The sequence below is a fragment of the Gammaproteobacteria bacterium genome (assembly GCA_015709615.1).
Taxonomy (GTDB): Bacteria; Pseudomonadota; Gammaproteobacteria; order Burkholderiales; family Nitrosomonadaceae; genus Nitrosomonas.
In genome coordinates this window covers 1,750,069-1,776,703 of the sequence record CP054179.1, presented here as the reverse complement: position 1 = coordinate 1,776,703, position 26,635 = coordinate 1,750,069, and the positions used below count along the sequence as shown (strand labels likewise).

General features: G+C 51.5%; 25 protein-coding genes and 2 pseudogenes. 13 read left to right on the top strand and 14 right to left on the bottom strand.

All coding sequences use genetic code 11. The features are described from left to right. Positions 1-169: 169 nt before the first annotated feature. Both HRU77_08635 and HRU77_08630 read left to right on the top strand, forming a co-directional pair. The gene (locus HRU77_08635; protein ID QOJ20755.1) at positions 170-529 is read left to right on the top strand and encodes a DUF3135 domain-containing protein; all 360 of its coding nucleotides are present in this window, start codon (positions 170-172) and stop codon (positions 527-529) included. A gap of 43 nt (positions 530-572) precedes the next feature. Next, the gene (locus tag HRU77_08630; GenBank protein QOJ20754.1) at positions 573-2,039 is read left to right on the top strand and encodes a DUF4139 domain-containing protein; all 1,467 of its coding nucleotides are present in this window, start codon (positions 573-575) and stop codon (positions 2,037-2,039) included. Between the two features lie 19 nt (positions 2,040-2,058). Here HRU77_08630 and HRU77_08625 read toward each other — a convergent pair whose 3' ends face one another. The 14 genes and pseudogenes from HRU77_08625 to HRU77_08560 form a co-directional block, all read right to left on the bottom strand. After that, the gene (locus HRU77_08625) at positions 2,059-2,793 is read right to left on the bottom strand and encodes a cytosolic protein (GenBank protein ID QOJ20753.1); all 735 of its coding nucleotides are present in this window, start codon (positions 2,791-2,793) and stop codon (positions 2,059-2,061) included. Then, entirely contained in the window at positions 2,753-3,631 is an 879-nt protein-coding gene (locus tag HRU77_08620; protein ID QOJ20752.1) for a site-specific DNA-methyltransferase, read from the bottom strand. Before HRU77_08620 ends, HRU77_08625 begins: the two co-directional genes overlap by 41 nt. Positions 3,632-3,762: 131 nt before the next feature. Beyond that, entirely contained in the window at positions 3,763-4,794 is a 1,032-nt protein-coding gene (locus HRU77_08615) for a VanZ family protein (protein QOJ20751.1), read from the bottom strand. A gap of 561 nt (positions 4,795-5,355) precedes the next feature. Further along, on the bottom strand, positions 5,356-5,865 hold the full coding sequence (locus tag HRU77_08610) for a DNA-deoxyinosine glycosylase (protein QOJ20750.1): 510 nt from the start codon (positions 5,863-5,865) through the stop codon (positions 5,356-5,358). Positions 5,866-5,881: 16 nt separating this feature from the next. Beyond that, positions 5,882-6,568: a 2,3-bisphosphoglycerate-dependent phosphoglycerate mutase gene (locus HRU77_08605; GenBank protein QOJ20749.1), complete on the bottom strand. Its 687-nt coding sequence runs from the start codon at positions 6,566-6,568 to the stop codon at positions 5,882-5,884. A gap of 50 nt (positions 6,569-6,618) precedes the next feature. After that, positions 6,619-7,707, bottom strand: coding sequence for a fatty acid desaturase (locus HRU77_08600; GenBank protein ID QOJ20748.1), 1,089 nt, complete (start codon positions 7,705-7,707; stop codon positions 6,619-6,621). After that, complete coding sequence (locus HRU77_08595) at positions 7,704-8,159, bottom strand: HIT family protein (GenBank protein QOJ20747.1); 456 nt, start codon at positions 8,157-8,159, stop codon at positions 7,704-7,706. The genes HRU77_08600 and HRU77_08595 overlap by 4 nt, the downstream gene beginning before the upstream one ends. Positions 8,160-8,165: 6 nt before the next feature. Next, complete coding sequence (locus tag HRU77_08590; GenBank protein ID QOJ20746.1) at positions 8,166-8,915, bottom strand: phosphocholine cytidylyltransferase family protein; 750 nt, start codon at positions 8,913-8,915, stop codon at positions 8,166-8,168. Positions 8,916-8,987: 72 nt separating this feature from the next. Next, on the bottom strand, positions 8,988-10,145 hold the full coding sequence (locus HRU77_08585) for a cysteine desulfurase (GenBank protein QOJ20745.1): 1,158 nt from the start codon (positions 10,143-10,145) through the stop codon (positions 8,988-8,990). A 55-nt stretch (positions 10,146-10,200) separates the two neighbouring features. After that, the gene (locus HRU77_08580) at positions 10,201-10,512 is read right to left on the bottom strand and encodes a nucleotidyltransferase domain-containing protein (protein ID QOJ20744.1); all 312 of its coding nucleotides are present in this window, start codon (positions 10,510-10,512) and stop codon (positions 10,201-10,203) included. A 7-nt stretch (positions 10,513-10,519) separates the two neighbouring features. Then, positions 10,520-10,920 (bottom strand): annotated as a pseudogene (locus HRU77_08575) (nucleotidyltransferase substrate binding protein). A gap of 236 nt (positions 10,921-11,156) precedes the next feature. After that, a complete protein-coding gene (locus HRU77_08570) occupies positions 11,157-12,704 on the bottom strand; it encodes an AAA family ATPase (GenBank protein QOJ20743.1) in 1,548 nt (515 codons plus the stop codon). Between the two features lie 154 nt (positions 12,705-12,858). Next, positions 12,859-13,020 (bottom strand): annotated as a pseudogene (locus HRU77_08565) (transcriptional regulator). 106 nt (positions 13,021-13,126) lie between these two features. After that, the gene (locus HRU77_08560; protein QOJ20742.1) at positions 13,127-13,744 is read right to left on the bottom strand and encodes a DNA-3-methyladenine glycosylase 2 family protein; all 618 of its coding nucleotides are present in this window, start codon (positions 13,742-13,744) and stop codon (positions 13,127-13,129) included. A gap of 314 nt (positions 13,745-14,058) precedes the next feature. On the opposite strand from HRU77_08560, the gene mraZ reads away from it, so the two are divergent. The 11 genes from mraZ to HRU77_08505 are packed head-to-tail and all read left to right on the top strand — an operon-like array spanning position 14,059 to position 26,598. Next, a complete protein-coding gene (mraZ, locus tag HRU77_08555) occupies positions 14,059-14,505 on the top strand; it encodes a division/cell wall cluster transcriptional repressor MraZ (protein ID QOJ20741.1) in 447 nt (148 codons plus the stop codon). Positions 14,506-14,527: 22 nt separating this feature from the next. Next, on the top strand, positions 14,528-15,466 hold the full coding sequence (gene rsmH / locus HRU77_08550; GenBank protein QOJ20740.1) for a 16S rRNA (cytosine(1402)-N(4))-methyltransferase RsmH: 939 nt from the start codon (positions 14,528-14,530) through the stop codon (positions 15,464-15,466). Between the two features lie 4 nt (positions 15,467-15,470). Then, positions 15,471-15,773 carry a cell division protein FtsL gene (gene ftsL, locus HRU77_08545; GenBank protein ID QOJ20739.1) on the top strand — a complete coding sequence of 101 codons (303 nt, stop codon included), beginning with the start codon at positions 15,471-15,473 and terminating at the stop codon, positions 15,771-15,773. Then, complete coding sequence (locus HRU77_08540) at positions 15,770-17,494, top strand: penicillin-binding protein 2 (GenBank protein ID QOJ20738.1); 1,725 nt, start codon at positions 15,770-15,772, stop codon at positions 17,492-17,494. The genes ftsL and HRU77_08540 overlap by 4 nt, the downstream gene beginning before the upstream one ends. A gap of 5 nt (positions 17,495-17,499) precedes the next feature. Next, positions 17,500-19,047 (top strand): UDP-N-acetylmuramoyl-L-alanyl-D-glutamate--2,6-diaminopimelate ligase, encoded by a 1,548-nt coding sequence (locus tag HRU77_08535; protein QOJ20737.1) that lies wholly within the window; start codon positions 17,500-17,502, stop codon positions 19,045-19,047. Then, complete coding sequence (locus tag HRU77_08530) at positions 19,044-20,441, top strand: UDP-N-acetylmuramoyl-tripeptide--D-alanyl-D-alanine ligase (GenBank protein ID QOJ20736.1); 1,398 nt, start codon at positions 19,044-19,046, stop codon at positions 20,439-20,441. Before HRU77_08535 ends, HRU77_08530 begins: the two co-directional genes overlap by 4 nt. Further along, positions 20,432-21,517 (top strand): phospho-N-acetylmuramoyl-pentapeptide-transferase, encoded by a 1,086-nt coding sequence (locus HRU77_08525; GenBank protein ID QOJ20735.1) that lies wholly within the window; start codon positions 20,432-20,434, stop codon positions 21,515-21,517. Before HRU77_08530 ends, HRU77_08525 begins: the two co-directional genes overlap by 10 nt. After that, positions 21,514-22,929: a UDP-N-acetylmuramoyl-L-alanine--D-glutamate ligase gene (gene murD / locus HRU77_08520; GenBank protein ID QOJ20734.1), complete on the top strand. Its 1,416-nt coding sequence runs from the start codon at positions 21,514-21,516 to the stop codon at positions 22,927-22,929. Before HRU77_08525 ends, murD begins: the two co-directional genes overlap by 4 nt. Before the next feature lie 3 nt (positions 22,930-22,932). Continuing rightward, positions 22,933-24,093 carry a putative lipid II flippase FtsW gene (gene ftsW, locus HRU77_08515; GenBank protein ID QOJ20733.1) on the top strand — a complete coding sequence of 387 codons (1,161 nt, stop codon included), beginning with the start codon at positions 22,933-22,935 and terminating at the stop codon, positions 24,091-24,093. Beyond that, entirely contained in the window at positions 24,090-25,181 is a 1,092-nt protein-coding gene (gene murG, locus HRU77_08510) for an undecaprenyldiphospho-muramoylpentapeptide beta-N-acetylglucosaminyltransferase (GenBank protein ID QOJ20732.1), read from the top strand. The genes ftsW and murG overlap by 4 nt, the downstream gene beginning before the upstream one ends. Beyond that, positions 25,171-26,598 carry a UDP-N-acetylmuramate--L-alanine ligase gene (locus HRU77_08505; GenBank protein ID QOJ20731.1) on the top strand — a complete coding sequence of 476 codons (1,428 nt, stop codon included), beginning with the start codon at positions 25,171-25,173 and terminating at the stop codon, positions 26,596-26,598. The genes murG and HRU77_08505 overlap by 11 nt, the downstream gene beginning before the upstream one ends. Positions 26,599-26,635 lie beyond the last annotated feature (37 nt).

The window sequence follows — 26,635 nt, the reverse complement described above, 5'->3', positions numbered from 1 at the left end:
ACGGTTGGAAGTTGGTTGATACCAAGGCTCCTTGGGTTTAGGGAAATTCCGAATTGTAAATTTCTCAGCTCTCAGTATCAGAATATATTCGAGTCCATTGCGAGTTGGTGTAATTCTAATTGCCAAGTGCCACTCACAAGTTTTGACGGCGGAGTGCTAGAATACTTTCATGAACGAAAAAGAAAAAACGCCGGATTTTGATTTTGACCACTGGTGCAAGGTTGCCCGGGAGGAACCTGAGAGATTCGAAGCTATGCGCCAGCAAATGATCGATAATTTGATAGCGCAAGCTCCTTCTCACCTCAAACCGCGGATGACAGGCTTGCAATGGCAAGTTGATCAGATCCGTAAGCAAGCCAGTAATCCGATGGCTGCTTGCGTACAAATTTCACGGAAAATGTGGGCGAATGTGCTGGGTGGGAATGGCTTGTTAAAAGCGCTGCAAGAGCCGAAAGAATTACTGAATTCCTTGGAAAACGCCCCGGCTGCTAAGGTATTATCTTTTGAGCGGTCCAAACCGGGTAAGTAAATCCGTTGTTAAGCTTTGTCCCTTTGTTTCAGAGGTCAGTTCCATGCGCAAAACGTACGCTATTTTTTGTCCTGCTTTATTGATTGCTGGCTGCACACTAATATTGGGTCACGCCCTGGCAATGGCAGGCAATGATGAGCAGCTGAGCACACTGAAAGATCAGAAAGCCGTTGCGGTCACCATCTATAACAATGATTTGGCGTTAATAAAAGATGTACGTAACCTTTCCTTGATTAATGGCGATTTTAATTTGGCATGGCGCGATGTCAGCGCGCTGATGCGGCCGGAAACCGCGTCATTAAGGAGCATCTCGCATCCGGGCAGCATTGCGGTAGTGGAGCAAAACTTTAACTTTGATGTGCTGACTCCGCAAAGTCTGTTGAATAAGTATGTCGGACAGATGGTGTCGATTGTTAAAGTCAATCCCGCTACCGGGGTGGAGAGCAGGGAGAGCGCCATTGTGCTGGCGGCCGGTGACGGTGTGGTGCTGAAAATGGCTGATCGCATTGAAACCGGTCTGCCCGGACGGATTACTTTTGAGAATGTGCCCGGCAATTTGCGAGACCGGCCTACTCTGGTGATTGACGGAAGTCACACCGGAACGGCGGCGGAGGAACTGGAATTGAGCTATTTGACCGGTGGCTTATCCTGGAAGGCGGATTACGTTGCCGAGCTGAATGATGCGGAAAATCAGCTGGATTTATCCGCTTGGGTAACATTGACGAATACCAGCGGCACGCGCTACACCAATGCGAAGTTGCAATTAGTGGCTGGCGATGTGCACCGGGTGCAACAGGAATTTGCCGCGCCGCTAGCGCAGCGAGCCAAGCTGACTGCAGCTGCGGTTGCCGAGCCGATGCATCAGGAATCGCTTCTGGACTATCACCTTTACACTCTGGAAAGATTAACGACGATCGCTGAAAATCAAACCAAGCAAGTTGCGCTGCTCAACGCTGCCGGCGTGCCGGCGCGGAAAGAACTGGTATTGATGGGCAGTGATTACTACTATGCTTCCAGCTACGGCGATCTGGGACAGAAACTGAAAGTGAATGTTTGGATACAGTTTGATAATAAAACGTCGGCCCGCTTAGGCATACCGTTACCCAAGGGAATCTTGCGCGCCTACAAGCGCGATAAAACCGGCAATGCCCAATTTGTCGGTGAAGACCAGATCGATCACACGCCGAAGAATGAGCCGGTACGCGTGAAATTGGGGCAGTCATTCGACGTGACGGCCAACAAAAAACAAACCGATTTCAAACAATTGAGCACCGGTAATACCGGTAACGGCGGTACCAATCGCTTTGAAAGCGCCTATGAAATTACGCTCAAAAATGCCAGAAAGGAAACGGCAACGGTTATGGTGCAAGAACCCATCCCGGGCGACTGGAAAGTCGTCGAAGAAAGTCATCCACACGATAAACCGGCAAGCAATACAGCATTATGGAAAGTGGGCGTGCCCGCCGAGGGATCAGTTACCCTTAAATACCGGGTGCAAGTGAAGTTTTAATTGGAAATATTATCTGACGCTATTGTATTGCTGAATTAAAACGAACTAACTTATCCCAATCAATTTCTCCATCATCTTTGCAAAAGCTATTCGAAAATTCTTTGGTGAATTTATTTACCATTTGAGAATATGATTTAACAAAATCATCATTTTTTTCTTGTGAGTTGTGCCCAAGTGGTTCGATTATTTCTGTAAATAACTCACTATTGCCGGATATGAATTCCCAAAAACGTTGGCCGCAATATTTGAAATAATCTCCTTTGTCCGGCTCATTGTCTCGACCGTAGCAACAACCATTAACAGCGAAGATATTCAATTGCGAATTACTGGTACGCAATGTCTTCTTGGCGGTTTTGAAGTCAGCTACCATCTTGGCAATTTGTGAACTATTGCCCCAATTCGGCCCCGACTTGATCGTGACAATATTTCTTGTGCCATTGTGATCAAATTCAAGATCAATGCCTGGAATACCGGATTTCCGTCCACCGTAAACTTTATCACTGATGAAAATGGCAAGACCCTCAAGCCAATCGCCAAAAATGGTTTCTTCGTTGGATGAAATATGTGCATCGACCAGGCTTTTGATTATTTGCTCAGCGGTCAGTACATTTTTTGCTTTAAATAGATAGGGATTTTTTCGTCTGAGAACTTGAGATAATTTCAATCTGTCAAGACTTTGTATACGCTTCTGATGAAAAGTACCAATGTTTTGTTCAACGTATTGTGATACGTTTTTTAGGTTTAGCGGTTTCATAAACTGACTTTGATTCGAGAAGATATAGTTCTACAGGTTGCAATTGTTTTTTGACCATTTCACAGTACTCTGGAACGATGTCGATACCGATTGAGTTGCGCTTCATCCGGTTTGCAACGATCAATGTTGTTCCCGAACCCATAAACGGATCAAGAATCGTGTCATTTTCTTTTGTAAACAATCTAGTAAACCATTCAGGCAGTTCCTCAGGAAAAGCTGCACTGTGGTTTTTATTGTTGCATTCGGTAGCTAGATGTAACACATTGGTTGGGTAAGCTTTTTCTCTGTATAACCAGTTTGAAATGTTTTTGCCAAACCCGCTGCCGACTTTTGAATTGTCACGCGTTTTATCAGTTTCAGAGAGATTTTTCAGTCGTGAATTGGCCCATTCGCCCATAGGAACCATGACTTCTTCCTGATACATATTAAATTTTCTATTTTTATTAAATTGAAGAAGTCTTTCCCATGCATCACGAAAACGGTTAGGCCATTTTCCTGGGTAGCAATTTTTTTTGTGCCAGATAAATTCTTCAGTCCATAACCATCCTTGTTTACGCATTTCTAAGATGAGTTCGATCACATACGTACTACGTTCACCTTCAACTACTTTTTCCTTGATATTTAGAACAAACGTACCTGTGGGTTTTAAAACACGCAAAAGCTGCTGAGAGATTGGTAAGAACCAATCAACATATTGATCATGATGAATGCCGCCATAAGTGTTTTTACGCTGATCTGCATAGGGGGGGGATGTAACGATAAGATCAACAGAGTTATCGGGAAGCAGTTTGAGCTGTTCTTTGCTATCTCCTAGATATATATCTGTAGTTATCTCCATTTTTTGCCGCTCGTCTATTTAAGAAAGTTTCTTGCCATCGCTAAATTTCTACACGTACTGATTTGTCAGGTCGGCTGCAAGTTAAGACACAAACTTTTTTTAGTCAATAGGTGAGGCTTTGGATATTACCATTACATGTTACCTGAAATGTGAGCCGTATTTTTTTGCAAAACTAGCCTGATCAAAATCATCCCGGTAATCCCGCCCGCCGCATCAATAAAGAAATCGCTCACAAGCGGCGTTCGTCCTTCGATATACAATTGTGTCAGCTCGGTGCTTCCGGCTAGCAGCAGAATCATGATTATTCCTTGCGGGATTGATGTTTTATCCAGCATGGCCGATAGAATCAAGCCAAACAGGAAGAAAAAGCAAAAGTGCCAGACCTTGGATAAATCCCACGGGATGGCGGCTTTGAATGGTGCACTTTCGCTATCGAGCTGGATTTTGACGTCGCTCGATACCTGATTTTTCATGTCGCCCGGCAAGGTTATACCGGCGATGATGGAGGCAAAGATGGAAATCAGCAGTAAACGGATGAGAATATTTCTTTTGTCCATGAAGAGAAATGAGCCGGCAAACAGCAGGAAATAAGCACCCCATGCAGGCAAAATGATGTTTCGCGCCGATTGATACGCTTCATTTTCATGCACCGGATAAACATGGACATTCCGTATTTGCAGTGATCCGGTGGCTTGGCTGAGTTGTGCAAGCAACTGGATTTTTTGAGTTTCCGGTGCAATGGTGAAAGCCTTGCGGTAATTTTTCCAATCATGGCTGCCTGTCAGGGCAACAGCCGTGTGCGGCAGATTCCAGCGATCCTGCTTGCCGTCATTTTGCGCCAATATAATTCTTGCTACATTCCAGGATTGCTTGCCTGCTATCACGTTATCGCACTTCACATCGGCGGAAACCAATAAAACAGTGCCGGGTTTTACTATGGCGATATCCCGGTGCGCGTTGGCACCGGTTTTTGCATCGCTGGAAAAAAGGTTTAAGCCTTTTTCCGTAATATCGATCCGGCTGTTTTCCGTTGCCCGGAACTTCCAGTCTCCACTCAAAAGCTCGGGCCCGGTTTGCTGATACTGGTCAAACCGGTGGTAGCACACCAAGGTGGAAATGGCCAGCAGGATGAAAAGAAAACAATGTGTTTTAAATAAAGGCATGCATTGACTGGCTACGCATGGCGGGCCGCCGCTTGTGTATCCGGGAAAAACGATCAAACACACTTTTTCCTTGCATCGTAAGACTTGAGGAAGCTCTGAAAAACCACTGCGCGCAGCCATTCTGCGCTGAAATCAGGTTCAAAATGCTCATTTACCACTTGTAGATTACGTTTTTTCACTTGATTTCGCCTTGGCTGTCGCTTGCTACTTTTTTCAGAGCTTCCTTAAAGCACTGCAATTTTTTAGAAATATTGAACCATCAAGCTGATGTATCCGACGGCAAATATAATCAGGACAATAATAATGAGCTTTTTCATCGCATCAATTCCTTTCTGTTGGGTATCAATCATGACTGCACTATATCAGCCTAAGCAAGCTCTGAAAAACTACTGTGCTCGGTCAAGCTGTGTTGAAATCAGACTCAAAATGCTCATTGACACCTTGTAAACTGTGCTTTTCCGCCTTGCCTGACCGTCGTTTGCTACCTTTTTCAGAGCTTCCATAAGTAAATCGCAACCGGTGCTCTATCGTCAAGGGTTCGTCAAATTTTTGCATGGGCTGTCAGGATTTAACGGCGGAGTGTAGCATTTCATGCCAGGTCCGGCATTTGTCGTCAAATGACAGGCGTGCATTGGCGGGGCTGGTGGAAGGCAAGCGTGCGAATATTAAGCCAAGATCGCTGCCGGGTAATACATAGCGTTTGAAACTCGCTTCCGCGGTTCCGCCGTTAAAAAGCACATGGGTAATTTTCCGGTGAGTGGAAAAAAAGGATGGGAAGTCGTTGCCGATCTGCGAGCCGGTTTCGATCATTGAATCCAAGCTGCCAACGCGTTTGCAGGATTTGAGCACATCCCACAGCGCAATGGGCGATGATCGCAGCGCAGCGATTTTTTCTTCGTACGAAGCGTGCGCATCGATTTGCAGCCACTGCGTCATGATCGGCCAGAAAGCGTTGCGTTGATGTGCATAGTATTGTTTGGCTGCTAACGATGCTTCCCCCGGCATGCTGCCGAGGATCAGAATTTTCGCCCGGTCACCGGCGATGGGTGGAAAGCTGTAAATGGTCGGCATGGCCGGTTGTAATCGCTTAGTCCACGTAATAATGCCGTACTGCCTGGCATTGCCGGTCAAGTTCGTAAACCAAAGGCCGTGCAGTGGCGAGTCTTGATTTCATGATGTTCACGGGTGATAGCTGGTCCAACAGCATCGTGAATACACGCAAGGAATTGCGATGGGAAACTATGAGCAGCCGTTTTCCTTGCTGAATTTCCGGCCGGATGGTTTCCTCCCAGTAAGGTTTGATGCGTGTCAGCGTGTGTTGCAAGCTTTCTCCCAGCGGAATCTCATTTTTATCGATACCGGCGTAACCGGGTTGATTACCGGGAAAACGGGGATCTTGCGGATTCAGGTACGGCGGTGTTGCGTCAAATTTGATCTGGCAGCCCAAAATGGGCCAGATGCCGAATTTTTTGATCGCTGCCCAGCGCTCCATGCCTTCCAACGCGCCGTAATGGCGTTCGTTTAAATGCCAGCTGTCATAAACAGGGATGTCCAGTTGCATCGTGGACAATACGATGTGTGCCGTGGATTTGGCGCGTTGTAATGTCGAGGTAAAGCACATATCGAATGTGAATCCTGCCCGCTGCAGTAAATGCCCGGCTTGTTGCGCTTCCCGTTCTCCTTCGGGGCTCAATGGAATATCGCTCCAGCCGGTAAATCGCTTTTCCCGGTTCCAGATGCTCTGGCCGTGCCGCAGCAATACCAGTTTTGTCATATGCGGTGGTAAATTTTCTGAGGTTGGAATGGTTTCCGGCACTGACCGGGCTATTGTTGCGGCGCTTTCGCCGCAGCTTCGGACGATTCCCGCCAGATTTGCTTCAATGCGGGCCACAGGCCGCTGCGGATGGTTTTGATGTACTGCGAATTGTCGGTCAGTTGAGTCACTAAGCGGCGTTGTGCTTTGCCGAGATTGTGATACGGCATACTCATGAACAAATGATGCGTGGCGTGATAACGCAACCCGACCGGCGCCCACAGCGGCGTGATAAGGAAATTTCCCGGAATGTTGACCGAGTCCAAGTATTGTTCCGGCAAGGTCATTTTACGGTCGCCGGGATTGCGGTATGCGTGCGCCGCCAAGGTGCGCAGCGAATTGAGAATGAAGATGGTGACGGCAATCAAATACCACAGTACCAGCACCGCAACCGGGAACACCCCGAACCAAACCAGCGCGATCACGCTGCAACCGAATAAACACGCGCCGAGCTCCTGCTGTTGCCAGTTATGATCGTTGCGGATGGCGTCCGGCGCGCGCCGGTAGGCGGGATCGATGGTCAGCGACGAGGCGCGCTCCCAGATGATTTTACGCAACGGCGGAATCAGGTAAGAAACCGGCGTCAACAGCACGAAGCGCGCCGCCAATGCAATCGGGATCAGAAACGACAGCAACACATAAACCACCATTTCCGCCGGTTGGCGCGTGGCGAACGGCAAGTACTCGCCATCCGCGCTGGTGCCGTACACATCCGGTTTATGATGATCGTTGTGCACGCCGTCGTAGGTAAATGACGGAATCATGAACGGCACGCCGCAGATTATGTTCCACACCAGGCGGAAGTTCTGGAACGTGCCTTTTTTCAAATGCGCCAGCTCGTGCACGAAAATCGCCGAACGGTACAGCGCCAGCACGGCGACCACGAATCCGCCCAATTGCCACAATGAAAACAGCGGGGAAAATAACGCGGTGAAATACGCCGCCCAGCCGAGCGTGATATGAAACAGAAAATCGCTCCAGTAAATCCACGGATTCGGTGTCATCAAATCGCGTACCAGGTGATGCGCTTCCCGCAGCGGGAATTCCTTGACGTAAGGCTTGTTTTCTTCGGCCGCAGCCGGTTGCTCGGTATCACTCATGGCCAATAAGACTGTAGATGTTCGATGATTTGCTGATTGACGGCAAAATCGGTGGCGTTGACGTGACCCAAATTTGGCACCGCCGGCCAACCGGTATCGGTGAATTCGAGTCCGGCAAACGGTTTTGGTTGCGCGTAACGCGGTAGAACGTGAAAATGCACATCGGGATCGACCATCATCAGCATCAGATAATTGATTTTGTCGTAATGAAACGCTTTGCTCAGCACCGTTTCGATATCGCGGGTGACTTCGTGCAATTCGGTAAAGCTCGCCGGACTCAGTTGCGAAAATGCCGTGACCGGCTCATGCGCGGTCAGCACTAGCGCGCCGAGCGTGACCTGCGCCGGACGCAGCAATACCGACCAATAGTCATATGATCGGATGATCGTATGCGGCGCGCCGAATTTGCGCATTGTGGCATTGAATTCCGATGGAATCGCGTGTTGCGTCATACGAATTTATTGACTGAAAATAATACCGGCGCGCGATAAATCTTCGATGAAATCGATTTCGCACCAGCGATAGCCTTTAACCGAACAGGAATTGACCAAATGTTGCTTGGCCAGCCGGTCGATGATCGACAAATACCACGATTTCAATTCCGCCGGGTGGCGTAACGCTTCTTCCACCGCTTGGTGGAATGTTTGCACGCCGCTGCCGCGGAAATAAATCAAGCCGATCGATTCCGCGTTGACCTCATGCGGTGGTACGATTTTGCTGACTTGTTGCACCCAGCCATCGGCGTCGAGTTGCACTTTCATATCGTCGGCGTCGTAACTGTCCTTGAAATCTACGCTGAGTGTAATGGGCACAGCCTGCGAATTCAAGACCTTGCTCAGCAGTGCGGCTTCGATCACGGTATCGCCGTTCAGAATTAGAAAATCGCTATCCATTTCGCCGCGCGCAATCCAGCAACTGGCGAGATTGTCCGCCACTTCGTAAAAAGGATTGAACAGGATTTTGATGCCCGGATGCTGCGCATAACGCTGGCGCAAAAGATCTTCTATCAATCCCACCTGGAAGCCGGTGATGACGGTAATGTGGGTCACGCCAACAGCCAGTAGCGCGTCGATTTGCCACGCCAGCACCGGTTTTCCGGCAACCTGCAGCAGGCATTTCGGCGTGTTTTCGGTCAACGGCAACAGCCGCCGTCCTTGTCCGGCACTCAGGATAATCGCTTTGATCGGTTTTTCGGTTGGATGGGTCATGTCGGGATTGATTGCGCCAGGCGGTTTGATCAATGCGGCATTGTAGCGAAGTTTGCTCGCTGCGATGCGCTTTTAAAATGAAATACTGCTGGTTTGCCGCAATTCCGCCACAATGCGTTGCGTCGTACGCAAAAAGCCATCGACCTGTTCCGCCGTGTTGTCGCGGCCAAGACTGACGCGCACCGCGCAGCGCGCCAGTAACGGATCGATGCCCATCGCCGCGAGCACATGGCTTTGTCCCGGATTCACACTAGAGCACGCCGCCCCAGCGGCAACGGCAAAACCGGCTTTGTCGAGCTTCACCACCAGCGTATCGCCCTCGATATCCGGCAGCGCGAAATAACAGGTATTCGGAATGCGCACCGCCTGTCCGCCGAAAATCGCCGCGCCCATGCCGGTCAATCCGGTTTCGAGTTGTTCGCGCAAGCGTGCGGTGTGCTGCGCGGTTTCCGCCAGGCGCGCGACGGCCAATTCGCACGCCACGCCGAAGCCTACAATCGCCGGGACATTCTCGGTGCCGGAGCGCAAGCCGTTTTCGTGTCCGCCGCCGTAAATCAATGGTTTCAGTAGCAGCCGCTTGTCGACGATCAACGCCGCCGCGCCTTTCGGGCCGTAAATTTTGTGCGCGGATAATGTCATCGCATGGACTTTCAACGTAGCGAAATCGACCGGAATTTTTCCCAACCCTTGGATCGCATCGGTATGCACGTAAGCGCCATGCGAACGCGCCAGTTCGGCAATTGCGGGGACATCCTGGATCACGCCGGTTTCGTTATTCGCCAGCATGACCGATACCAATCCCGGTTTATTGGTTTGCATCGCCGCAGCGGCAGCCTCCACATCGGCTTGCCCGTCCGCATTGATTGCCAGTTGCTGCAACGGCCAAGGATCGCAACCGCGCCGCGCAATCGCCTGTGCCGGTTTCAATACGCACGGATGCTCGATCGCGCTGATGAACAGATTCCCCGGCTTCAAACTATCGACCGCGCCACGAACAAACAAATTATTCGCCTCCGAACCGCCGCTGGTGAAAATCACCTGTACCGGCTGCACCCCAACCGCCTCCGCCACCTGCTTGCGTGCTTTGTCGATCGCGCGCCGTGCGGCGATACCGTAGCCGTGACGGCTCGACGCATTGCCGAATTCCTGCTGGAAATATGGCAACATGGCTTCTAAAACAGCGTCGTCGACGCGGGTGGTGGCGTTGTGGTCGAAGTAAATGGGTTCCATGAATCTCGTGGACAGTTAATTGGTAAAAACCGAATGATAAACCTTAATGGGAATGCTATGACGAACGCGCATTGACCAAAACCATATGCGCCTGCTGAATGTTTTCGCGAAACTGCGCCGGGATTTCATCCCAGACGAACAAATCGACCCGGAACGGCAATTGACTTTCTTCCAACGCTTCTTTCAAAGCGGCGACAGCACGCTTTTGCTCCGCAGCTGCAAAAACCGCCAAATCCAAATCGGATTGCGGGCGTGCCGTTCCTTTGATGCGCGAACCGTAAGCCCAGACCGTCACACCCGGTAGATAGTCATTCAGCAGATCGAGCAGGATTTTGCGCTGATCCGGCGTAATATCAAGCGTTTGCATTGTCGTCTTATTTGCTCAGCGACTGGTAGAGCGCAGTGGCATCGCGAATAAAATCGCCCATCAGCGACAAACACGCTTTGGCTTTTTCGCCGCTGTAATCGTGTGTGGTATAGTGCGCGCTTCGGCATAATCCAGCCATCGCTCAACAGCGGAAGGCAGTAGGTTGTTTTCAGCGGCCAACCGGAAAATCGGCTTCGGGCTGTTCGGCACTTCCGGAATGCCCAATACTTCAACCAGGTAGCGCTTCAACACTTTCCACAAGCAGTCATAACACACCTCAAAGCGCTGAATCACCGACTCCGCGACCGCTTCCTGCATCAGTTTCGGCAATGCCGGATCCAGCGATTGGTAGTTTAGAAATTGCGCCCGCAAATGATTGAGCGATTTCTGAAAGTATTGGTAGTTCATGGATTACAAACCAGATAGATGATGGATTATAAACGAATACCCCGAGTAAAGAGGATGATGGTAGTAAAGGAGCAAATTCAAAAAATGTGGAATAGCATCTCTGGTTTCTGTGTTATTGGTGAATGGCTTTGAATGTTTTGTGTGTGGAAATTTCAAAACCGGGTGTCGGCAATGCTTTTTTCTTGTTTTGCTATCTGTTTTTTGATTCCTGCTTTCATGCGGCTAGTGCAATTATGTCAAGGTGCGATCTCTTTGGGTTGGTTTTCAGCTGAGCAGTGCTCTTGATTTGTATAACCTGGTTTTTCAGACATAGAATTAATTTTCAACTCCAGCCAATTTCTTATTTCGGCAGTAAAATCATTCCACGATGGAGTTGTTGACACCAAGTCCATAATTTTTGATAGACCAACGTTTCTTTCCCAACCTAGCCTATCGATTAAGTCAGCAATAAATTTATGATTGTCATTGACTGCAACAATTTCCTTGGCAGCATCAATTATTTCTCTGAACTCAGAACTATCTGTTATTTTTGAAGAAACTATTAAATTATGAATATGTTTTTCGGGATTTGTATCGCCAGGTAATTTGAATTGATAAATCTTGGAAAGAGCGGCTTTTCTATAAAATTCAGCTTGATTATCATTCCCTGTAATTACCCGCTGTATTTGTTTCCTTTTTTCATCCTCCTGCAGAAAGACATCACCATCTAAAACAAAAGCAAAATTATCAGAATTATCGCCTTTTAAAAGAATGCCACCAATTAAAGTAAAACAATTGCTTGCAGCTCCATATTCTTGTATTGATACGTATTTGGCCCCACCTAATTGAGCTGAGATTTTACGTATGATCGCGCAAGCCAAATCATCTTCGACAAAGACTTCTATCGGTCTTAGCTGCCTTCCTGTCAGTCTGTTAATTGCATCGGGTTTGGTTTCATTGAAGCATAGAGATTTTTCAGGTCTACAAACAATATGTCTAATATTTATTGATTCTTCCAGTTCAAGAATACTTTCTCGATGAGTAGTAAAGATAATTTGAAGTTCCTTGTCACTTGCTCGTTTGCCAATAACTTCAATGAGTTTCTTCATTGCACTATCATGTAAAAGCAGGTCTAATTCATCTATTAATATCAAAGAAAATTTACCAGCTTTAAATATTTTCTCCAGTATAAAAAAGACTTTTTGTTCACCAGCACTCATACTAAGCGCGGAATATTTCAAATTACCAACTTCTACACCAACAAACTCCTTTCCTGATGCCGTATGAATATTGTAGCGAGAGTAATTCTTGTTAAGCACATGAGATGCGTTTGATAAAATATTATCGATAATGTCATCACTTATTGATCTGGTTGAATAATTAATTTTTGAATGTTTTCTTTCGGATTCGATGAGAGGAACACATTTATCAATTCCAATATAAAAAATATCGCGTTTTGGACGGCGATCATACTTCGGTGACCAACGATCGGTTTTCTTCTCATATCTACTTTTTACGTGATCATGTGGTTCTTTTTCTTCACGAAAACTATGAGTTATTTCAAATTTACTGCCATTCCATAGTGCATCAGGGTTTGGAAGAAAGAAGGAGCTAAATTTGTAATTTTCACCGCCAGAATTTGGTTGGAATGCACAAGCTAAAGCATGAAGAATCGTTGATTTTCCATTTCCATTCGGACCAAGAATGGCAGTTATAGCTGATCTATCAAAAGATATTTCTAAATCAATAAGATTCTTTAAATGATCGATTCTCAGTGTATGTAATTTTTGTTGTGATATAACCATTAATCGTAGTTGTTGAACTTAGTGTGCGGTGACGTTGGATATATTATTGCACCTTATGAAATTGTTGACAGTTTTAACCGAACGCGTTCAATGCGTAATTGGTACAGAAAGCTGACCACAATTTCTATTAACTTCAGAAGCGGTTTGTTGATTGGATGCCCTTGGCGCGCGCGATGTTACACAATGCCCGGGCAATGAAGGCGTCGTCGTCACCGGCTTCTTCCATACATGCTTCGAGATAAGCGGCTATTTCTTCCGGGGTTCTCAAATGTTCGGCAACATCGAACGGTGTCGCATGAAGTTTGCTATCGGTCATTGGTGTTCCTATAAATCACATGCCAAGGGTAGAGCGATTTTGATGCTACCTAGTTGAGTGTAACTTCATGATTAGCATGCGTCAATTGACCAAAAAACTCAAAATTTCAATACGCCACCGGCAACGGATCCAGGCTGCGCCATAAGTACCACGTGGCGACCGAGCGCCACGGCTGCCATGGTTTAGCCAGTTCGAGCATAATTTTTTTATCGGCCGGTTGTTTATCAAGATAGTGCAGGCTCATTGCACGTTGCAGGCCGATGTCGTCGAGCGGCAGCACATCGGGGCGATGCAGATGAAAGATCAGGAACATTTCCGCCGTCCAGCGGCCGATGCCTTTGACTTGGATCAGTTGCTTGATGACGGCTTCGTCATTCATTTCCCCCCACGCGGTTTCGCTCAAATCCCCTTCGCGGAAATGCCACGATAAATCTTGCAAATAGGTGACTTTTCTCGCCGATAGACCGCATGATCGCAGCAATTCCTGTTCGGCTGCGGCGATGCTGTGCGGTGTGATTTCGGGAATGGTGGCGATGACTCGTTGCCATACGCTTTCGGCGGCTTTGACGGAAATTTGCTGCCCGACAATGGAGCGCGCCAGTGTCGTGAACGCGCAACCGCGCGATTCCAATGAAGCATCGGCGAATTGCGTGATCAATTGCTGCATCACGGCATCGCGCGCGGCCAGTTCTTGCGTTGCTTGTGTCCAATAAGCGGGCGTCATCGGGGGGTAAAGTGGGAAATTGAAACCGCGCAGTGTGCATTTTTTTACATCCGAAAACAATCCCGTTTTGATCCATTTCTGTCGTTAAATTAATAACCTTTCTCCCATTTTTCTCCTATCTATCTTATTTATTTGAACATTTTATGGTCTTTCCAATGGCAATCGGCTGTGGCTTTAAGTCTTTGTCACATAACTATAAAAACCCAATTTTCAGCTTGACTGGCAATGTTTTTTTGATTAAAGTGGGAAGCAGTGGGGGAATGTGGGAAAATTTGGTGGGCCTCGATGAATTTTCCGTATTTTGAGGAGACAGCATGTTTCGTGGCATCACGCAACTCAGTCTGGATGCAAAAGGTAGGCTTGCGATACCGGCAAGATACCGTGGCGAACTGACGTCTTCTTGCGCAGGACACTTGATTGTGACTGTTGATCCTTCCAGATGTCTGCTGATTTATCCTCAGCCGGCCTGGGAACCGATAGAACAAAAACTCAATAATCTTTCCAGTTTTGATTCGAAGACCCGCAATTTGCAGCGGCTGTTGGTGGGTAATGCTAGCGACGTCGAGATGGACGCCGCCGGCCGTATTTTGCTGCCGCCGCCGCTGCGTATTTTTGCCAGTTTGTCCAAGGATGTGGTGCTGGTCGGTCAAGGGTCAAAATTTGAGTTGTGGGATGAAGGGCAATGGAATATGCAAATTGAAGAAGCGCTGGCATTCAAGGATGGCGATATGCCGCCTGAGCTGGACGGTTTTTCATTGTAATCGAGACGGGAAAAAGCGGTAGATGCACATTCCGGTGTTGTTGCATGAAGCGGTCGATGCGCTGGCGATCAAACCGGATGGTGTTTATGTGGATGCGACATTCGGCCGTGGCGGCCATAGCCGACTGATCCTGTCGCGATTGGGCGGACAGGGACGGCTGGTGGCGTTGGATCGGGATCCGGCTGCGGTAGTTGTGGGTGAAGCCATTGTGGACCGGCGCTTTTGTATCCGGCATGGCAGTTTCTCGCAAATGCAGTGGCTATTGCAGCAGCTTGGGATTGCCAAGATCGATGGCGTGTTGTTGGATTTGGGCGTGTCGTCGCCGCAGTTGGAGGAAATTTCGCGCGGATTCAGTTTCCGCTCCGGCGGACCGCTCGATATGCGCATGGATACCACTGGCGGACAAACCGCGGCGGAGTGGCTGACGGCGGTGACGGAAGAGCAACTGGAGCGGGTGATCAAGGAATACGGCGAAGAACGGTTTGCGCGTCAGATTGCCCGGGCGATTGTGACGGCGAGAGTGCGGCAACCCATCGTGACGACATCGCAGCTTGCCGAAATCGTGTCAGCGGTGGTGCGCACACGTCAGCGCGAGAGCATACGGCATCCGGCGACGCGCACTTTCCAGGCGATCAGGATTTTTCTCAACCGGGAACTTGAGGAATTGTCGCTGGTGCTGCCGCAATGCGTGGAATTGTTGAATCCGGGCGGAAGGTTGGTGGTGATCAGTTTTCATTCGTTGGAGGATCGCATGGTCAAGCAATTTATGCGTAAGGCGGCCAGTACGGATGAGTTGCCGCGTGGCGTGCCGTTGCGGGAAAAGGATGTGCAAAGATTGAGCAAACAGACCTTGCGCGTGATCGGCCGGGCAGTGCGTCCGGACGAACGGGAAGTGGAAGAAAATGCGCGGGCAAGAAGCGCAGTAATGCGTGTGGCTGAGAAAGTAACCCTCAACGGATGACGGGATGTTCAAGCTGAACATTTTTCTGGTTTTTATATTGATCGCTTGCGCGTTGGGCGTAGTGACCTCGCAGCACATGGTGCGCAAGTTATTCATGGCGCTGGAAAATGAAAAGGAAATCGAGCGTAAGCTGGATGTGGAATGGGGAAGATTGCAACTGGAGCAGAGCACATTGATCATGCATGGCCGGATAGAGCACATCGCCAGGGAGCATCTGAAAATGACCGTGCCGGCCGCGGCCAACATTCAAATCGTATCAATCAATGAGGCCGAGAACCGGCTGGATGCACAAGGGTTAAAACCATGATTAAACCCGAACCTCGGCAAATCAAGTTATCGACGTGGCGTTCGTTGCTGCTGTTCGGCTTGCTGGTGCTGGGTTTAATCAGTTTGGCAGGGCGCGCGGCGTACTTGCAAGGCATGCACCATGATTTCCTGCAGGAAAAAGGCGAGTCGCGTTACAGCCGCATCGTGGAAATGAATGCCGACCGCGGCATGATTACCGACCGCAATGGCCATATTCTGGCGATCAGCTCACCGGTCGCCTCGATCTACGCCGATCCGAAAGTGGTGGAGATCGAACCGGAGCAACTGAAAAAGCTGGCCAGTCTGCTCGAGATGGATAGCACCGAAATCAATGACCGCCTCAACCGGGAAAATAGCCGGTTTGTTTATTTGAAGCGGCAAGTGGTTCCGGATACCGCTGAAAAAATCATGAAAATGAAAATCAAAGGGATTCATTTGACCAGTGAATCCAAACGCTATTATCCGGAAAGCGAGTTTGCCGCGCATGTGCTGGGATTCACCGATATCAACGACGAAGGCCAGGAAGGCGTGGAGCGCGGCTGGCAGGATAAGCTCGCGGGTGAATTGGGGCGGCGGCGCGTGCTCAAGGATAACAAAGGGCAGATCATCGAGGACGTGGAAAACATCCGTCCGCCCAAGCCAGGGCAGGATCTGGTGCTGTCGATCGACAGAAGAATTCAGTATCGCGCGCATGCGGAATTGAAAGAAGCGGTGCTGACCAATAACGCCAAGGCCGGCAGCATCGTCGTGCTGGATGCGCAAACCGGCGAAATTCTGGCTCTGACCAATTTGCCGGCGTATAACCCGAATAGACGTTCATCCATCACCAATGAAAGACTGCGCAACCGGGCGTTGATCGATACGTTCGAGCCGGGATCGACCTTAAAGCCGTTCACCGTGGCGATTGCGATGGAGATCGGCAAAGTCAACGCCAACACGGTGCTGCAAACCGCGCCGGGTATGTGGCAGGTGGGCAGAAAAACCATACGCGATGTCAGCAATAAAGGCGAATTGACGGTGGCGCAAATCATCCAGCAGTCGAGCAATGTCGGCACGGCAAAAATCGCTTTGTCGCTGGAGTCGCAGACGATGTGGGAAATGTTTAACCGCTCCGGCTTCGGCACGCTGACAAATTCCGGTTTTCCCGGCGAAGCCAGCGGCATATTGCGCCCGTACAACAAATGGCGGCCGATTGAACAGGCCACGATGTCGTACGGTCACGGTATCTCCACCAGTCTGATGCAGCTGGCGCGCGCCTATACGATTTTCGCCAGCGGCGGCGAATTAAAACCGATCTCACTGTTGAAACAAAACATGCCGGTGATGGGGCAGCGCGTCATCTCGCGCGATACCGCACAGGCGATGAGCCGTATGCTGGAGATGGCGACCAAGCCCGGCGGCACGGCGCCGCTGGCGCAGATCAGCGGCTACCGCGTGGCCGGAAAAACCGGTACGGCGCATAAGCTGGTCGATGGCCAGTATGCCAATAAGCGCTATATCTCCACATTTGTCGGCTACGCGCCGGCATCGAATCCGCGCTTGATCATCGCCGTGATGATCGACGAACCATCTGCCGGTAAATATTTCGGCGGCGCCGTGGCAGCACCGGTGTTCAGCAAAGTCATGTCCGGTGCCTTGCGCATCTTGAATATTCCACCGGATGCACCCGCCAACAACGTGATTACGTTTACCGCGACACCCGAGATGGGTGATGAAGGATGAAGGGGATGACGATCAAAAAGAAAGCACCCAAGTTGTTCGATCATCATCGTTTGGATGAGCTGGGGGTTGCGGTCAAGAATCTGGTGACGGATAGCCGGCAAATACAGCCCGGCGATACCTTTCTTGCCTACGCCGGTGAAATCGCGGATGGACGCAACTTCATTCCGCAAGCGATTGCCGCCGGTGCTAACGCCGTGTTGTGGGATCCGCAGGATTTTACCTGGAATCCCGAGTGGCGCATCCCGGCGCTGGCGATCGAGGATCTGAAAGCACAAGCGGGGTCGATTGCCAGTCATGTGTATGATCAGCCGTCGGAGAAATTGTGGATGGTCGGAATCACCGGAACCAACGGCAAGACATCGTGCAGCCACTGGTACGCGCAAGCCATGACAAGCCTGGGTAAAAAAACGGCCGTGCTGGGAACGCTTGGAAACGGTTTTTGCGGCGCATTAGCCAAGGCGGAGAACACGACGCCCGACGCCGCGGTATTACAGCGTTCGCTTGCCGGATTTGTGGAGCAGGGCGCGCACGGTGTGGCGATGGAGGTGTCGTCGCACGGTTTGGTGCAAGGACGGGTCAACGGCACCGTGTTTGCGGTGGCTGTGCTGACCAACTTGTCGCGCGACCACCTGGATTACCATCGCGATATGGATGCCTATGCCGCCGCCAAGGCGTGCCTGTTTTTCTGGCCTGGCTTGCAGTATGCGGTCATCAACATGGACGATGTATTGGGTGTCGAACTATCGCGGCAGCTTGCCAATAAATCCACAACCTTGATCGGCTATGGATTTCACTATCCGGAAAAGCGCGATTCAAGTCCATTCAAAATGGTGTATGGCTCCAATTTAAAAGTCGATCTCCATGGTCTGGAATTTGATATCGAATTTGAGGATAATCGCGAACATTTGAAAATTGGCTTGCTGGGTAAATTCAATGCATCAAACTTGCTTGCTGTCGTGGCTGCCATGCTGGTAAGCGGGATCCGCTTGCCGGACGCAGTCCGGTCGCTGCAAAATGTGCAACCCATTCCGGGTAGGATGGAGAAATACCAAGGGGTTGACCAGCCGATTATTGTTGTCGATTACGCGCATACGCCCGATGCCTTGGAAAAAGTGCTGTGCACGTTGCGCGAGTTGTTGCGCGGCGCGCAACCGAAGAAACGGACATCCCGGCAAGGTGCGCGGTTATGCTGCGTTGTCGGGTGCGGCGGCGACCGCGATAAAGGTAAGCGCGCCATGGTGGGCGAAGTCGCCACGCGGCTGGCGGACGAAGTCATTTTTACCAGCGATAACCCGCGCACGGAAGATCCTTTGAGCATTATTCAAGATATTACGGCGGGTGCGGGCGCGGACAATTACCAGATCGAGCCCGATCGCGCGCTGGCCATTTATCAGGCCATCGCCAACGCGCACAACAACGATATTGTGCTGATCGCGGGCAAGGGTCATGAAAAATTCCAGGAAATAAAAGGGCGGAAGATTCCCTTCAGCGATGCGGAAATTGTGCAGCAGGTGCTGAAGGATTTAGCCAGAAAGGTGCGGGTTCAATCATGATGACGATCCGGGAAGCGGCGCAAGTACTGCAAGCCGAGTGGAGCGGGCAGGACGGGTTGTTTACCGGGGTCAGCACCGACAGCCGCACGCTTAAATCCGGCGATCTGTTCGTGGCGCTAAGCGGTGACCGGTTCGACGGCAGCGCATTCATCCGTAGCGCCGAAGAAAAAGGCGCGGTTGCCGCGCTGGTTCCGCAGACAGTCAGTGGCGATGTATTGGCGGCCGGTATTCCGCTGCTGCGCGTCAAGGATACCCGGCTAGGGTTAGGGCAGCTGGCGGCGCATTGGCGTAACCGGTTTACGCTACCGGTGATCGGCGTTACCGGCAGCAACGGCAAGACCACGGTCAAGGAAATGATCGCCGCGATATTGCATCAAGCTGCGGCATGCGGCGGCGCAAATGAACAAGCCGATCAGGTGCTGGCGACCGAAGGGAATCTGAATAACGATATCGGCGTGCCGCAGATGTTGTTACGTCTACGGCCGCAGCATCGCTACGCAGTGATCGAGATGGGTATGAATCATATCGGCGAGATCGGTTATCTCAGCGGATTGGCAAAACCCTGCGTGGCGGTGATTACCAATGCCGGAGCCGCGCATATCGAGGGATTGGGTTCGGTCGAGACGGTGGCGCGCGCCAAGGCGGAGATTTTTACCGGGTTGGATGCGCAAGGAACGGCAGTGATCAACGCGGATGACCGCTATGCCGCTGTGTGGCGGGGGTATGCTGGTGCGCGCAAGATAGTCGATTTCGGTTTGCGTGAGCAAGCTTTGATAAGCGCGGAGTTTCAGGCCGATCGATTGAGCAACCGGATTCAGTTGAAATTGCCGGATGGCAGTGTGGAAGTGAAATTGCAGGCACCGGGCGTGCATAACGTGTATAACGCGCTGGCTGCCGCCGCCGCTGCAATAGCGCTGGGAATCGGCAAGGAAGCGATTGCCGCCGGTCTCACAGCATTCCAAGGTGTGAAGGGGCGGTTGCAGAAAAAATCCGGTCTGCATCATGCGCTGCTCATCGATGATACCTATAACGCCAATCCCGAATCGGTGCGCGCGGCTTTGGCGGTGTTGGCGGCAACCCCGGGGAAAAAAATATTGGTGCTCGGGGATATGGGCGAATTGGGCAAATCCGCCATCGATCTGCACCGTACGATCGGACGCGATGCGCGCAATGCCGGGTTGGATCGCTTATTGACGTTGGGCGAGCTGAGCGCGTACGCGGCGGAAGAATTCGGCAAAGGCGCGCGGCATTTCAATAATATCGATGAATTGTTGCACGAAACGGAAAGTTTGCTGGCGGATGACGTGACTTTGCTGGTCAAGGGATCGCGCTTCATGCATATGGAACGGGTAGTACGGCAACTGGAACAGCCGGTGGGGTCATCATGCTGCTGACGCTCTCGCAATGGCTGGCGCAAGACATTCGCGCGTTCAATGTGTTCAGTTATATTACCTTGCGCACCGTATTGGCTGCGCTGACGGCCTTGGTGATTTCCTTCATCATCGGTCCGCTGATGATCCGTAAGCTGACCGCTTACAAAATCGGTCAATCGGTGCGCGACGACGGGCCGCAAACGCACCTCGTCAAAACCGGTACGCCGACGATGGGCGGCGCCTTGATTTTGATGGCGATTGTTTTAACCACTCTGCTGTGGTCGGATTTGAACAATCGCTATGTCTGGGTGGTGCTCGCGACCACACTGGGATTCGGCGTGATCGGCTGGGTCGACGATTACCGCAAAGTGGTTCACCGTAATCCGAAGGGGCTTTCCGCGCGCGCTAAATTTTTCTGGCAATCGCTGATCGCGCTCGCGGTTGCGTTGTATCTGGCGTCGATCGCGGAAATTCCGGCGCAAACCGACATGATCGTGCCCTTTTTCAAGGAGGTCGCCATTCCTCTCGGGGCAACGGGGTTTGTTGTGCTGTCCTATTTCGTCATCGTCGGCACCAGCAACGCGGTGAATCTGACCGACGGCCTGGACGGTCTGGCCATCATGCCGACGGTGATGATCAGCAGCGCGCTGGCGGTGTTCGCGTATGCGGCCGGTCATGTGGTATTTGCCAAGTATCTCGGCATTCCTTATATCCCCAACGCCGGGGAATTGGCCGTATTTTGCGGCGCTATGGCCGGTGCCGGACTGGCCTTCCTGTGGTTTAACGCTTATCCCGCCGAGGTTTTTATGGGCGATGTCGGTGCATTGGCGCTGGGCGCCGCACTGGGGATCGTCACCGTCATCGTGCGCCAGGAGATCGTGCTGGTCATCATGGGTGGTGTTTTTGTCGTCGAGGCGCTTTCCGTGATGCTGCAAGTGGCGTCGTTCAAGCTGCTGGGCAAACGGGTTTTCCGCATGGCGCCTTTACATCATCATTTTGAATTGAAAGGCTGGAAGGAAAATCAGGTGGTAGTCAGATTCTGGATCATCACTTTCATTTTGGTATTGGTCGGGTTGTCGACATTAAAGTTACGATGAATTTGCAAGGTAAAACAATTTTGGTGCTGGGTATGGGTGAAACCGGTTTGTCCATGGTGAAATGGCTGCTACGGCAAGGCGCCAAGGTGCGCGCTGCCGATAGCCGTCCGGAGCCGCCCAACTGGCAGCGAATCACCACCGAGTTTCCAGCCGTGCAATTGCACACAGGTAAATTTGCCGCGCCGGTTTTCAACGGAATCGACATGATTGCGATCAGCCCCGGTGTGCCGCTGGCGGATCCCAGCGTGCAACAGGCGGTGCAACAAGGAATTCCGGTGATAGGCGACATGGTGCTGTTTTCCTGGGCGCTCGAGCAAAGTCATTTGCCAAGACCAAAAGTCGTGGCGATTTCCGGCTCTAATGGAAAAACAACGGTTACTGCCATGACCGGTGCCATGCTGAAAAAATCCGGCTGGAATGTCGAGGTGGCGGGCAATATCGGCCCTGCCGTGCTGAATGCGCTGATGCAGCGCATCGATGCGGGTGATTGGCCGCAGGCTTGGATTCTGGAAACTTCCAGCTTCCAATTGGAAACGACGCACAATTTAAATGCCGATGCCGCAACCGTGCTGAATCTGAGCGAAGATCATCTGGACCGCTATCGCGGCATGCATGATTACGCCACGGCCAAGGCGCGGGTGTTTTTGCGGGACAAGACCGGCGCAGGTGTACAAGTTTTGAACCGCAACGATCCCGGCGTTTGTGCCATGGCTTTGCCCGGCAGAAAACAAATCACGTTCGGCGTGGATGAACCGCCGACTGAAGCGGATTACGGTCTCCGCCACGACGGCGATGATCTGTGGCTGCTGGAAGGTAGTCAGTCACTAATGAAAGCTTCCGAGCTGAATGTTTACGGCCTGCACAACGCGGTCAACGCACTCGCAGCGTTGGCGCTGTGCCGCGCGCTCGGTGTAGCCATTGAGCCTCTCTTGTCCGCATTGCGTGAATTTCGCGGCTTGCCGCATCGCATGGAGAAAGTGGCGGCGTTCAATGGTGTCACTTTTTATGATGACTCAAAGAGCACCAATGTCGGCGCTACCGTGGCTGCTTTAAGCGGCATGAAGCAAAACGTCATTTTAATCGCCGGTGGCGACGGCAAGGGACAGGATTTTTCTTATCTGCGGGAGGCGGTTGCCCATAATGCCCGCGCCGTCGTGTTGATCGGCCGGGATGGGGGCATCATTGCGGGAGAATTGAAGGATTGCGGCGTGCCGTTGCATTTTGCCGTGACTATGGAAGAAGCCATGCAAAAGAGTTTTTTGCTGGCGCAGCCCGGTGATGTGGTCTTGCTTTCACCGGCATGCGCCAGTTTCGACATGTTTAGAAATTATATCCATCGCGCGGAAGTGTTCGTTGCAGCGGTCAAGGATATGGAAAACAAATTTTTCAGTTTCGGGCAGAAAAAACATTAACCGATGATTTATCAGGCAAGCAATCAGAAACCAAGAATCATGGCCGATTTTGACCAGGCGTTGGTATGGTCTGCTGTGCTGCTGCTGAGCATCGGTTTGGTGATGATTTATTCCGCCTCGATTGCCATCGCCGAAGCGCAATTCGGCACCGACCGCGCTGGCCATTATTTGTTGCGGCATAGTGCGTATCTGGGTGTCGGACTGCTGTTGGGATTGGTCGCTTTTCAAGTGCCGATGCAGATGTGGCAGAAATACGTTACCTATCTGCTTATCACCAGCATTTTTCTGTTGATATTGGTGCTGGTGCCCGGCATCGGGCATGAAGTGAACGGCAGTCAGCGCTGGATTTCGCTGTACGTGGTGAATATCCAGCCGTCCGAGTTCATGAAGTTTTGCATGGTGTTGTACGCCGCTGATTATGTGAACCGCAAGGCAGCCGATCTGAATTCCTTCTTCAAGGGATTTGTGCCGATTGCGATCGTGTTGTCCGTGGTCGGTGCGTTATTGCTGCTCGAACCGGATTTCGGCGCTTTCTTCGTGGTAGCTGCGTTGGCGATGTCGATTTTGTTTCTCGGCGGCGTCAGTCTGAAAATATTCGTCAGCCTGATCGCCATCCTGGCATTTGGTTTGTACGAGCTGATTTTAAGTTCGCCGTACCGGCTGAATCGCGTGATCGCATTTATGGATCCTTGGGCCGATCCGTATGGCAAAGGCTATCAGTTGAGTCATGCGCTGATCGCATTCGGGCGCGGCGAATGGCTGGGCGTCGGTCTGGGCGGCAGCGTAGAGAAACTGTTCTATTTGCCGGAAGCGCACACCGACTTTTTACTTTCGGTGCTGGCCGAGGAACTCGGCTTTGTCGGTGTGGCCACTGTGATCGTTTTGTTCATCTGGCTGATCACGCGCGCGTTTGTCATCGGCCGTCTGGCGGCCAAACTGGGCAGCCCTTTCGCGGCGCTGGTGGCGCAAGGTATCGGCATTTGGATCGGGGTGCAGGCGTTGATCAATATGGGCGTCAACATGGGCGTCTTGCCGACCAAAGGATTGACATTGCCGCTGCTGAGTTTCGGCGGCAGCAGCATCACGGCGAATTGCATTGCATTGGCGGTTTTGCTGCGCATCGACTGGGAAAACCGGCAGCGGCTGCGGGGGTTGAACGTATGAGCGCGCCTACGATTTTGATCATGGCAGGCGGCACCGGCGGGCATGTGTTTCCGGGATTGGCGGTGGCCGATTATCTCAGGCAGGCCGGCTGGCGTGTTGTTTGGCTGGGAACGGAAGCCGGCATGGAATTAAAACTGGTGCCGCAGCACGGTTATACAACCGAAGTGATTCGCTTTTCCGGATTGCGCGGCAAACATCTGGCGACTTGGTTGATGCTGCCGGTGCGATTACTCAAGGCATTCTGGCAGAGCATGCGCATCATTCAGCGCGTGCAGCCGGATGTGGTGCTGGGTATGGGCGGTTATCCGGCCTTTCCCGGCGGCATGATGGCATCACTGCTCAATAAGCCGCTGGTGATTCACGAACAGAACTCGATCGCCGGGTTGACCAATAAAATTCTGGCGAAACTGGCGGACAGGATTTTTCTCGGATTTCCCGGCGCGCTTCGCGGTAATCCGGAAACAACGGTATGTTCGGGTAATCCGGTGCGCGCCGAAATTGCGCAAATAGATCCGCCGGAAGAACGCTTCCAAGGACGGCGGGGTCCATTGAAATTACTCGTGGTGGGCGGCAGTCTCGGTGCGCAAATCCTGAATACCGTCGTGCCGCAAGCGCTTAAGCTGGTACCGGAGGATGCGCGCCCCTTGGTGGTGCATCAAGCTGGAACCGTGCATTGGGAAGCGGTTAAAAAAGCGTATGAAGACTTGCAACTGGACGGGGAAGTGAGCGCGTTCATCGATGATATGGCCAAACACTACGCCGATTGCGATCTGGTGATCTGCCGCGCCGGTGCGTTAACCGTTGCGGAATTAAGCACCGCGGGCGTTGCCAGCATTCTGGTGCCCTACCCGCATGCAGTCGACGATCATCAAACCGCTAATGCGCAATTTCTGGCCCGGCACGGTGCCGCCTTATTGCTGCCGCAATGCGAGTTGACTGCGCAAAAACTGGCGGATTTGCTCATGGAGCTAACCCGTGAAAAATTGCTGATCATGGCCTTGGCCGCGCGCGACCAGGCGAAACCGGATGCCACCCGGGTGGTGGCCGAAGCTTGTATCGAGTTGAGCGGAGCGCTGCATGAAGCATAAAGTCAAACATATTCATTTCGTCGGTATCGGCGGTGCGGGCATGAGCGGTATTGCCGAGGTTTTCGTCAATCTGGGGTATCAGGTCAGCGGTTCCGATTTGATGAAAAACGCGGTAACGCAGCGTTTGGCGAAGCTCGGTATTAAAGTTTATGCCGGACATGCCAGTGAACAGATTGCCGGAGCGGATGTGGTGGTGACGTCGACCGCGGTGAAACCGGACAATCCGGAAGTGATCGCCGCCAAAAACAAAAATATACCAGTGGTGCCGCGCGCCATGATGCTGGCGGAGCTGCTGCGGTTGCGCAGCGGTATCGCGATTGCGGGAACGCACGGCAAAACCACGACCACCAGCCTGATCGCGAGCATTCTGGCGGCGGCGGATATGGACCCGACGTTTGTCATCGGCGGAAAACTGGAAGCGGCGGGTTGTCATGCCAAACTTGGCAGCGGCGAGTTCATCGTCGTCGAAGCGGATGAATCGGATGCTTCGTTTTTGTATTTACAACCTATGCTGGCGGTCGTGACGAATATCGATGCGGATCATATGGAAACATACGGTCACGACTTCAGCCGGTTGAAGCAGACTTTCGTCGATTTCGTGCAGCACTTGCCTTTTTACGGCATGGCAGTGGTTTGCATGGATGACGCCAATATCCGCGAAGTGATGCCGTCGATTACCAAACCGATCACGACGTACGGTTTGTCACAGGAAGCGCAAGTACGCGCGACTGACATCCGGCAGGAACGTCACCGCATGAAATTCACCGCGATCGTCGGTGTCAACGGCTCCGCCCGCAAACTCGAGATCACACTGAATATTCCCGGTTTGCATAATATCCAGAATGCCCTGGCCGCCATTGCTGTCGCCAATGAGATTGGCGTGCCGGATGCCGCCATCGTCAAAGCGCTATCGGAATTCAAAGGCGTCGAGCGGCGTTTTCAGCAGTACGGTGAAATCCGCTTATCCACGCAGAAAAGTTTTACTTTGGTCGACGATTACGGCCACCATCCGGCGGAAATGGAAGCCACCATCAAAGCCGCGCGCGGCGCGTTTCCGGGTCATCGTCTGGTGGTGGCTTTTCAACCGCACCGCTATACGCGCACCCGCGACGTATTCGAGGGTTTCACCCGGGTTTTGTCGCAAGCTGATGTGCTGTTGCTCACGGAAGTTTATCCGGCCGGTGAAGAACCGATTGTCGCGGCGGACAGTAAATCGCTGGCGCGCTCGATCCGGGTACAGGGCAAAGTCGAGCCGATTTATATCGAGGAAGTGGATGATTTACCGGATGCCATTCTGAACATCGTGAAGGATGGCGACATTGTGCTGGTGATGGGCGCGGGTTCGGTGGCCAAGGTGGCGCCGCACATTGCGCAAATGAAAAACAAGCTGACCGTCGTGAACGGCGGTGAATGCTGAGGATAATAAGGAATGACCGCTGTTCATCAAAATGTGA

Bases quoted from the DNA above. Each gene is read 5' to 3' on its own strand.
- HRU77_08635 (QOJ20755.1), top strand. From the start codon at position 170: ATGAACGAAAAAGAAAAAACGCCGGATTTTGATTTTGACCACTGGTGC.
- HRU77_08630 (QOJ20754.1), top strand. From the start codon at position 573: ATGCGCAAAACGTACGCTATTTTTTGTCCTGCTTTATTGATTGCTGGC.
- HRU77_08625 (QOJ20753.1), bottom strand. From the start codon at position 2,793: ATGAAACCGCTAAACCTAAAAAACGTATCACAATACGTTGAACAAAAC.
- HRU77_08620 (QOJ20752.1), bottom strand. From the start codon at position 3,631: ATGGAGATAACTACAGATATATATCTAGGAGATAGCAAAGAACAGCTC.
- HRU77_08615 (QOJ20751.1), bottom strand. From the start codon at position 4,794: ATGCCTTTATTTAAAACACATTGTTTTCTTTTCATCCTGCTGGCCATT.
- HRU77_08610 (QOJ20750.1), bottom strand. From the start codon at position 5,865: ATGCCGACCATTTACAGCTTTCCACCCATCGCCGGTGACCGGGCGAAA.
- HRU77_08605 (QOJ20749.1), bottom strand. From the start codon at position 6,568: ATGACAAAACTGGTATTGCTGCGGCACGGCCAGAGCATCTGGAACCGG.
- HRU77_08600 (QOJ20748.1), bottom strand. From the start codon at position 7,707: ATGAGTGATACCGAGCAACCGGCTGCGGCCGAAGAAAACAAGCCTTAC.
- HRU77_08595 (QOJ20747.1), bottom strand. From the start codon at position 8,159: ATGACGCAACACGCGATTCCATCGGAATTCAATGCCACAATGCGCAAA.
- HRU77_08590 (QOJ20746.1), bottom strand. From the start codon at position 8,915: ATGACCCATCCAACCGAAAAACCGATCAAAGCGATTATCCTGAGTGCC.
- HRU77_08585 (QOJ20745.1), bottom strand. From the start codon at position 10,145: ATGGAACCCATTTACTTCGACCACAACGCCACCACCCGCGTCGACGAC.
- HRU77_08580 (QOJ20744.1), bottom strand. From the start codon at position 10,512: ATGCAAACGCTTGATATTACGCCGGATCAGCGCAAAATCCTGCTCGAT.
- HRU77_08570 (QOJ20743.1), bottom strand. From the start codon at position 12,704: ATGGTTATATCACAACAAAAATTACATACACTGAGAATCGATCATTTA.
- HRU77_08560 (QOJ20742.1), bottom strand. From the start codon at position 13,744: ATGACGCCCGCTTATTGGACACAAGCAACGCAAGAACTGGCCGCGCGC.
- mraZ (QOJ20741.1), top strand. From the start codon at position 14,059: ATGTTTCGTGGCATCACGCAACTCAGTCTGGATGCAAAAGGTAGGCTT.
- rsmH (QOJ20740.1), top strand. From the start codon at position 14,528: ATGCACATTCCGGTGTTGTTGCATGAAGCGGTCGATGCGCTGGCGATC.
- ftsL (QOJ20739.1), top strand. From the start codon at position 15,471: ATGTTCAAGCTGAACATTTTTCTGGTTTTTATATTGATCGCTTGCGCG.
- HRU77_08540 (QOJ20738.1), top strand. From the start codon at position 15,770: ATGATTAAACCCGAACCTCGGCAAATCAAGTTATCGACGTGGCGTTCG.
- HRU77_08535 (QOJ20737.1), top strand. From the start codon at position 17,500: ATGACGATCAAAAAGAAAGCACCCAAGTTGTTCGATCATCATCGTTTG.
- HRU77_08530 (QOJ20736.1), top strand. From the start codon at position 19,044: ATGATGACGATCCGGGAAGCGGCGCAAGTACTGCAAGCCGAGTGGAGC.
- HRU77_08525 (QOJ20735.1), top strand. From the start codon at position 20,432: ATGCTGCTGACGCTCTCGCAATGGCTGGCGCAAGACATTCGCGCGTTC.
- murD (QOJ20734.1), top strand. From the start codon at position 21,514: ATGAATTTGCAAGGTAAAACAATTTTGGTGCTGGGTATGGGTGAAACC.
- ftsW (QOJ20733.1), top strand. From the start codon at position 22,933: ATGATTTATCAGGCAAGCAATCAGAAACCAAGAATCATGGCCGATTTT.
- murG (QOJ20732.1), top strand. From the start codon at position 24,090: ATGAGCGCGCCTACGATTTTGATCATGGCAGGCGGCACCGGCGGGCAT.
- HRU77_08505 (QOJ20731.1), top strand. From the start codon at position 25,171: ATGAAGCATAAAGTCAAACATATTCATTTCGTCGGTATCGGCGGTGCG.